At 69.0% G+C, this 7,013-nt stretch carries 8 protein-coding genes; 3 read left to right on the top strand and 5 right to left on the bottom strand.

What is annotated here, in order from left to right:
• Window positions 1-66 precede the first annotated feature (66 nt).
• Window positions 67-1,254 carry an MFS transporter gene (locus P0W64_RS03815; RefSeq protein ID WP_275478733.1) on the top strand — a complete coding sequence of 396 codons (1,188 nt, stop codon included), beginning with the start codon at window positions 67-69 and terminating at the stop codon, window positions 1,252-1,254.
• On the opposite strand, the gene P0W64_RS03820 is transcribed toward P0W64_RS03815, so the two are convergent.
• Window positions 1,187-1,573, bottom strand: coding sequence for a multidrug efflux SMR transporter (locus P0W64_RS03820; protein WP_275478734.1), 387 nt, complete (start codon window positions 1,571-1,573; stop codon window positions 1,187-1,189). The genes P0W64_RS03815 and P0W64_RS03820 overlap by 68 nt on opposite strands.
• An 11-nt stretch (window positions 1,574-1,584) precedes the next feature.
• The gene (locus P0W64_RS03825; RefSeq protein WP_275478735.1) at window positions 1,585-1,905 is read right to left on the bottom strand and encodes a multidrug efflux SMR transporter; all 321 of its coding nucleotides are present in this window, start codon (window positions 1,903-1,905) and stop codon (window positions 1,585-1,587) included.
• Between the two features lie 98 nt (window positions 1,906-2,003).
• Here P0W64_RS03825 and P0W64_RS03830 point away from each other — a divergent pair, with 98 nt between their 5' ends.
• Window positions 2,004-2,357 carry a MerR family transcriptional regulator gene (locus tag P0W64_RS03830; protein ID WP_275478736.1) on the top strand — a complete coding sequence of 118 codons (354 nt, stop codon included), beginning with the start codon at window positions 2,004-2,006 and terminating at the stop codon, window positions 2,355-2,357.
• A 4-nt stretch (window positions 2,358-2,361) separates the two neighbouring features.
• Here P0W64_RS03830 and P0W64_RS03835 read toward each other — a convergent pair whose 3' ends face one another.
• The 3 genes from P0W64_RS03835 to P0W64_RS03845 all read right to left on the bottom strand — a co-directional run bounded on the left by P0W64_RS03835 (window position 2,362) and on the right by P0W64_RS03845 (window position 5,511).
• Window positions 2,362-3,054, bottom strand: a complete 693-nt coding sequence (locus P0W64_RS03835; RefSeq protein WP_275478737.1) for a L,D-transpeptidase family protein — start codon at window positions 3,052-3,054, stop codon at window positions 2,362-2,364.
• A gap of 67 nt (window positions 3,055-3,121) precedes the next feature.
• A complete protein-coding gene (locus P0W64_RS03840; RefSeq protein WP_275478738.1) occupies window positions 3,122-3,424 on the bottom strand; it encodes a thiamine-binding protein in 303 nt (100 codons plus the stop codon).
• Entirely contained in the window at window positions 3,421-5,511 is a 2,091-nt protein-coding gene (locus P0W64_RS03845) for a prolyl oligopeptidase family serine peptidase (protein WP_343232835.1), read from the bottom strand. Before P0W64_RS03845 ends, P0W64_RS03840 begins: the two co-directional genes overlap by 4 nt.
• A gap of 30 nt (window positions 5,512-5,541) precedes the next feature.
• Between P0W64_RS03845 and lpdA the strand changes: the two genes are divergently transcribed.
• Window positions 5,542-6,924, top strand: a complete 1,383-nt coding sequence (gene lpdA / locus P0W64_RS03850; protein ID WP_275478740.1) for a dihydrolipoyl dehydrogenase — start codon at window positions 5,542-5,544, stop codon at window positions 6,922-6,924.
• Window positions 6,925-7,013: the final 89 nt, after the last annotated feature.

Raw genomic sequence — 7,013 nt, forward strand, 5'->3', positions numbered from 1 at the left:
ATCGAAGCCGAGCACCGACGCTACCCGACGTCGTTCCACCGGCGTCGCACACTTGGGAGGAAGCCGATGTCCGACGGTATTCGAGACTTCGCCGTGGTCTTGGCCACGGTGGCAGCGTGCCTTGCGGGCGCGGGAATCCCCTCGCCGCTGTACGGGCTGTACAGGGCCGAGCATCATTTCGGGATCCTCGCGCAGACGCTCCTGTTCGCTACGTACGCCGTGGCGCTACTACCTGCGTTGATCGTGGCCGGGCGGTGGACCGCGCGCGTCGACGGACGGTGGATGACGGCCTCCGGGGTGTGCCTGGTGCTCGGTGCCGACGCTGCCTTCGTATGGGACCGCTCGCTTCCCGTGCTGTTCGCGGCGCGCGCCGCGCAGGGGATCGGCATCGGTGTGGTCAACGCGGCCGTCGCGGTGCTCGCCCTGGAGCGGCATCCGCGGTCGGATACCCGGGCGGCCGCGCTCGGGACTGCGCTCGCTACCGCCGCCGGACTGGGCGTGGGCTGCGTGTCCGCCGGTGTGTGGGCCCAGTACTGGCCGCAGCCGTTGCTGTGGCCCTACGTCGGGCACGCCGTGGTCCTAGCGGTCATGCTGATCCTGATCGGCCGGCTCGGCCGGGGCGCGACGGCGCATACGGCACCTGGGCGCCCCGTCGAGTGGAACCGCTCCCGATTTCGAACATCCTGTGCCGCAGCGTTTCTGGCATGGTCGCTGGGAGGTCTGTTCCTGGCGGTCGCGCCCGCGCTGTCGGGCGCGGCGCTCGGGACTACGAATCTGGCGGTGGCCGCGGGTACGGTCGGAATCTTCTTCCTGGCATCCGCGGCCGGTCAATACACGGTGGGGAGCGGTCGCGCCGGCCCGCAGCCCGACGACGTGGGGCTGTGGGCGCTGTTCCTGGGCTGTTGCGCTCTGCTCGCGGCCGCGGCGTCGGGCTGGGCGGCGGTGCTACTGCTGAGCGCCGTCGTCGGCGGTTTCGGCCTCGGGGCGACCTTCACGACTACGCTCGCAGTCGTGAATCGCCTTGTGCCGCCGGCACGGCGCGGCCGGCTCCTACCGATCTATTTCGCGAGTGTCTTCGGCGGGACCGCGCTGCCGGTGGTGGCCGTGGGGGCCGCCGCTCTCCGGCTCCCGCTGGCGGCGGCAGTCATCGCGTATGCGGCGATCACGGGGTGCGGCGTCGCCGTGCTCATCGCCCGTGCTGCATGGCGCCGGGGCTTCGCTCGGCGGGCGCGGTCGGGCGATCGGCCAGCTTGAGCCAGACGACGCCGACCACGATCACCCCGAGCCACGCGGCGCCGGCGCCTGTGAGGCGGTCGTCGAAGATCGGCGGCCCGAGCAGCGCGGCCCCGACGGTTCCGATTCCGGCCCAGACCGCATACCCCACACCGACCTCGATGGTGCGCAGCGCACGGCTGAGCGCCCACAGGGTGAGGAGGAAGAACGCGATCGCCACGAGCGACCACGGGAGCCGCGTGAAACCGCGGCTCCCGCCCACGGACAGGGCGTAGCCGACCTCGAAGGCGCCGGCGAGGAGGAGTGTGAGCCAGCCGGTGCGGGAAGCTGTAGTCGTCATGCCGAGTCCCTTCAGGCCGCGCCGGACAGTTGGAGGCCGACGACGCCGCCGATGACGAGGGCGATCCCGACCACCTTGCGCACCGTGAGTCGGTGCCCGAAGAGCGGAGCGCCGAGCAATGTGATGACGACTCCCGCGAGCGAGGTCCACAGCGCGTACCCGACGCCGACGTCGAACGTGAGCAGTGCGCGGCTGAGGAAGTAGGTCGCCAGGCCGCCCGTCACGAGCGTCGCGACCGTCCAGCCGCGGTGCCTGAAGCCGTCGGCCTTCCCGGCGCAGATCGCCACCGCGGTCTCGAAGACGACGGCGACGGCGAGATGGACCCAATGCATTTCTTCTCCTTCCCGTCGCAGCTCCGTGGGCCGCGACAGGAGATGAGGATCGGACTTCACACCGGTGTCAGATGCAAGCCGCGAGTACGGTCGAGCCCATGCGGATCGGAGAACTCGCGGAGGCGGCGGGCGTCAGCGCTCGCTCGCTGCGCTATTACGAGGAGCAGGGGCTGATCCGCTCCGCGCGCACGTCGGGCGGCTGGCGGGACTTCGACGACACAGCCGTCGAACGCGTCGTGACGATCCAGCATCTGTTCGCCGCGGGTTTGTGCAGCGTGACCATCGGTGAGCTGTTGCCGTGCCTGGACGCACCCCTCGAGGAGCGTACGGGTGCGATGGAAGTGCTTCTCGCAGAGCAGGTCCAGCGATTGGAGGCCAAGCGCCGCGATATCGACCGCGAGCTGGACGTGCTGCAGGCGCTCCGCGCGGACGTCGGGGCCGGACAGGTCTGACGGGCTACGTCCCGATCGCGATGACCGGCTTGTAGGCGGGCGAGAGCCACTTCAGGATCGAGATCATCGACTGCCGGTCCACAGCGACGCAGCCTGCGGTCGGGTTGCCGTCGGTGACGTGCAGAAAGAACGCTGAGCCCTTGCCCGGCGTGTGCGACGGGTTGTTGTCGAAGTGCACCGCGTAGTCGTATACGGGGCCGGCGTCGTAGAGGTTCTCGCTGCCGTTGCCCGGGCTCGACGGAGCGTTGACCTGCCGGTCGTAGGTCGGCGACGAGGCGCTGCCGTCCCACCAGTCGCTTCGTGTCGCCTGGAAGTACGGCATCGCGCTGCCGGGGTTCGCCTGTCGGCCGAACGCCTGGTCCAGCGACCACACGCCCTGCGGAGTCCGGGGCACCTCGTCCTGCGCGGCGCCGATACCCTGCGAACCCAGGTGCGCGGTGATCGGGCCGAAGACCCGGGACCACTGTCCGTCCTTCGGGATCCATGCGGACAGCTGCGCCGTCGTCGATGAGGCCGACGCCGCCGTGACGGTGATGATCTGCTGGGCCTGCGGGGCCGCCGACGTGGCGGAGCGCAGCAGGGAGTTCTCGTCCGCCCGCGCGGACGGTGCCGCGACCGATGCGAGACCGACGAGCAGGAGCAGTGCGGTCGCCAGGGCCCACGCGCGCGCCGAGAGTTTCGCAGAGGTCGCCGTCATGCGGCCCAGTATGCCCGGAGAGGTGTGACGGCTGCAATCGCGTGTGGCGGGTGGGATTGTCGGCCTGTTACCCCAGATGCCCCTCCACGCGCTGCACCTTCGCTGTCAACTGGCCGGTGTATCCGGGACGGATATCGGCTTTGAGCACCAGAGACACGCGGGGAGCTGATTCGGCGAGACGGTCGACGCAGGCCTTCACCACCGCCATCACCTCGTCCCACTCGCCCTCGATGTTGGTGAACATGGCATTGGTCTCGCACGGGAGGCCTGACGCCCTGACGATCCGCACCGCCTCGGCGACGGCCTCGCTCACGCCACCATCGCCGGACGGCGCGCCGCCCATCGGGCTGATCGAGAACGCGACGATCATCGGCCCGCCTCCCCGGCCCCGGCACGGTGCGAGGCGCAATCGCCGCCACCCAGCTCGCGCCACAGGAATTCGTAGGCGAGGGCGGACATGAACGCCGCCTGCTTGTTGTCGGCCGCGCCGCCGTGGCCGCCTTCGATGTTCTCGTAGTAGTCGACGTCGATGCCGCGGTCGCGAAGCGCAGTGACGAACTTCCGGGCGTGCCCGGGGTGTACGCGGTCGTCCTTGGTCGATGTCGTCACGAGGAGTGCGGGAAGGTGACCCCCGCGTCCTTCGGGCAGGTTCTGGTACGGCGAGTACTCGCTGATGTACCGCCACTGCTCCGGGTCGTCGGGGTCGCCGTACTCGGCCACCCACGATGCGCCGGCGAGCAGCCGGTGGTACCGCCTCATGTCCAGCAGCGGCACCTGGCACACGACGGCGCCGAACAGCTGCGGGTACAGCGTGTACATCACGCCGACGAGCAGGCCACCGTTACTCCCGCCGTTGCAGCCCAGCTGATCTCGTGTGCACACCCCGCGCCGCACGAGGTCCTCGGCGACCGCCGCGAAGTCCTCGTAGCAGCGCATTCGGTTCTCCTTGACGGCCGTGGTGTGCCACGTGGGGCCGTACTCGCCGCCGCCCCGGATGTTGGCCAGGACGTATGCGCCTCCGCGTTCGATCCACGTCTTACCCGCGATGCCCATGTACCCGGGTGACAGCGAGTGTTCGAAACCCCCGTATCCGTAGAGCAGTGTCGGTTGCGGCGCGAGCCCCTGCCTGCGGACCACGAAGTACGGCACCCTGGTGCCGTCCGCGCTCGTCGCGAAGAACTGCTCGGCGACGACGCCGTCGGCGTCGAACAGCGCGGGCGCCGCTTTTATCGGCTCGACGGACCCGCCCGCCTCGCCGTGTAGCAGCGTCGGCGGCAGGGTGAACGACGAGGCCATGAGGAAGACCTCGTCGGATACGAGCGGATCGACGCCCGCCACGCCGATCTCCGCGAGCTCCGGGAGACCGGCGGTCCAGGCGGCGGACCAGTCGGCTGGGTCCAGTGTCCGAACCACGGATCGAACGTCCTCCAGCGTCTGGACCAGTAGGTACGACTTGGTCCAGACGGTGCCGACCAGCGATGTGTGCTCGTCCGGAGTGAAGACGACGGTGTGCTCGCGGGACCCCGTGCGGAACTCATCGAAGTCGAAGGCGACGAGAGCTCCGGGCGGGACGGTGACACCGCCGCCCGACGTCTCGAACTCCCATGGGGTCTTGGGCGACACCAACAGTCGGTCGTGGTGGACGTCCCAATCGGCGTCGGTGGGGACGTCGAGGGGCTCTAGTCTCCCTGTGCCGGGGTCGAAGAGATAGTCGTCGCTGTTGTAGAAGTCGGTGGAGCGCGACACGAAATGACGCTCGTAGCCGGGGGTGTCGTCGTATCCGGCGCCCACGGCGATGTCCGTCGGCTCGCCTTCGAACACCGTCTGGGCGTCGGCGAGCGGTGTGCCCCGACTCCAGCGCTTGGCGATCCGCGGATAGCCCGACGCGGTGAGCGACCCCGGGCCGAAGTCCGTTCCGACGTAGACGGTGTCCGCGTCGATCCAGCTGATCCTGCTCTTGGCCTCGGGCAGGTAGAAGCCGCCGTCCTCAGGACCGATGAACTCGCGTCGGGAGACGGAGAACTCACGGATCACCGTCGCATCCGAACCGCCACGCGACAGCGAGACCAGCACGCGGTCCCACGGGACGCCGTCGGGCGACTTCCCGCGGAGCACGCCCGGTCCGTGCCAGACCCAGTTCTCGCCCTCCTCGGCGCGGAGTGCGTCGAGGTCGATGACGACGTCCCAATCCGGCGCGGCGGTGCGGTAGGACTCGAGGGTCGTGCGTCGCCACATCCCGTAGGGGTGCGCAGCGTCGCGCCAGTAGTTCCAGAGCCACTCGCCGCGTCGCGACACCGTGGGGATCCGTTCGTCGCTGTCGAGGATCTGGAGGATCTCGTCTCGCGTGCGATCGAAACGGTCTCCTGCCAGCGCCGCGGTCGTGCTTTCGTTCAGCCCACGGACGTGGTCCAGCGCGCGGGTGGAGTCGACTTCTTCGAGCCAGAGGTACGGGTCCATGCCGACAACGATAGGTCTAGGCTGGTCGCCGTGGCTGATCACTTTGACACCGTTGTTCTCGGCGCGGGCCCAGGAGGCTACGTCGCCGCTATTCGTGCCTCGCAACTCGGGCAGAAGGTCGCGGTCATCGAGGAGAAGTACTGGGGCGGCGTGTGCCTCAATGTCGGATGCATCCCGTCCAAGGCCCTCCTCAAGAACGCCGAGCTGGCCCACACCTTCAACCACAAGGCGAAGCTGTTCGGCATCAGCGGCGACGTCTCGTTCGACTTCGGGGCGGCGTTCGACCGCAGCCGCAAGGTGAGTGAGGGCATCGTCAAGGGTGTCCACTTCCTCATGAAGAAGAACAAGATCACCGAGATCGACGGCTACGGCGTCTTCACCGACGCCAAGACCATCACGGTCGGGGACCGGACCGTCACCTTCGACAACGTCATCATCGACACGGGGTCGACGGTCAAGCTACTGCCGGGGGTGCAGCTGTCGGACAACGTTGTCACGTACGAGCAGCAGATTCTCACGCGCGACCTGCCCGAGTCGATCGCGATCATCGGAGCCGGCGCCATCGGTATGGAGTTCGGCTACGTTCTCGCCAACTACGGAGTGAAGGTCACCATCGTCGAGTTCCTCGACCGGGCCCTACCCAATGAGGACGCCGACGTGTCGAAGGAGATCACCAAGCACTACAAGAAGCTCGGCGTCGACATCCTCACGTCCACCAAGGTCGAGAGCGTCGACGACCAGGGCTCGCGGGTCGTCGTGAAGTACACCGGCCCCAAGGGCGCTGGCGAGCTGGTCGCGGACAAGGTCCTGATGTCCGTCGGCTTCGCACCGCGCGTCGACGGTTTCGGCCTGGAGAAGACGGGCGTCGAGCTCACCGAGCGCGGCGCCATCGCGATCGACGACTACATGCGCACCAACGTGCCCGGCGTCTACGCCATCGGCGACGTGACGGCGAAGCTGCAACTCGCGCATGTCGCAGAGGCGCAGGGTGTCGTCGCCGCCGAGACGATCGCCGGCGCCGAGACCCAGACGCTCGGCGACTACCGCATGATGCCGCGCGCCACCTTCTGCCAGCCGCAGGTCGCGTCGTTCGGTTTGACCGAGCAGCAGGCGCGCGACGAGGGCTACGACGTGCAGGTCGCCTCGTTCCCCTACTCGGCGAACGGCAAGGCGCAGGGCCTCGGCGACGCCGTCGGTTTCGTCAAGCTGGTCTCGGATGCGAAGTACGGCGAGCTGCTCGGCGGCCACCTCATCGGCCCCGACGTCTCGGAGTTGCTGCCCGAGCTCACGCTGGCGCAGAAGTGGGATCTCACGGTGAACGAGGTCGCGCGCAACGTGCACACGCACCCCACGCTGTCGGAGGCGCTGCAGGAGTCGATCCACGGCCTCGCCGGTCACATGATCAACCTGTAGTCCCGAGCCCGACCGGGGGGCCGCCCCCCCGCGGGGGGGGGGGGGGGGGGGGGGGGGGCCCGGGGGGGGGGGGGGGGGGGGGGCGCCCC

This window comes from Tsukamurella sp. 8F (assembly GCF_029167375.1).
Lineage (GTDB): Bacteria > Actinomycetota > Actinomycetes > Mycobacteriales > Mycobacteriaceae > Tsukamurella.

Coding starts and splice junctions, on each gene's coding strand:
- P0W64_RS03825 (WP_275478735.1), bottom strand. CDS start 1,905: ATGCATTGGGTCCATCTCGCCGTCGCCGTCGTCTTCGAGACCGCGGTG.
- P0W64_RS03830 (WP_275478736.1), top strand. CDS start 2,004: ATGCGGATCGGAGAACTCGCGGAGGCGGCGGGCGTCAGCGCTCGCTCG.
- P0W64_RS03835 (WP_275478737.1), bottom strand. CDS start 3,054: ATGACGGCGACCTCTGCGAAACTCTCGGCGCGCGCGTGGGCCCTGGCG.
- P0W64_RS03820 (WP_275478734.1), bottom strand. CDS start 1,573: ATGACGACTACAGCTTCCCGCACCGGCTGGCTCACACTCCTCCTCGCC.
- P0W64_RS03845 (WP_343232835.1), bottom strand. CDS start 5,511: ATGGACCCGTACCTCTGGCTCGAAGAAGTCGACTCCACCCGCGCGCTG.
- P0W64_RS03815 (WP_275478733.1), top strand. CDS start 67: ATGTCCGACGGTATTCGAGACTTCGCCGTGGTCTTGGCCACGGTGGCA.
- P0W64_RS03840 (WP_275478738.1), bottom strand. CDS start 3,424: ATGATCGTCGCGTTCTCGATCAGCCCGATGGGCGGCGCGCCGTCCGGC.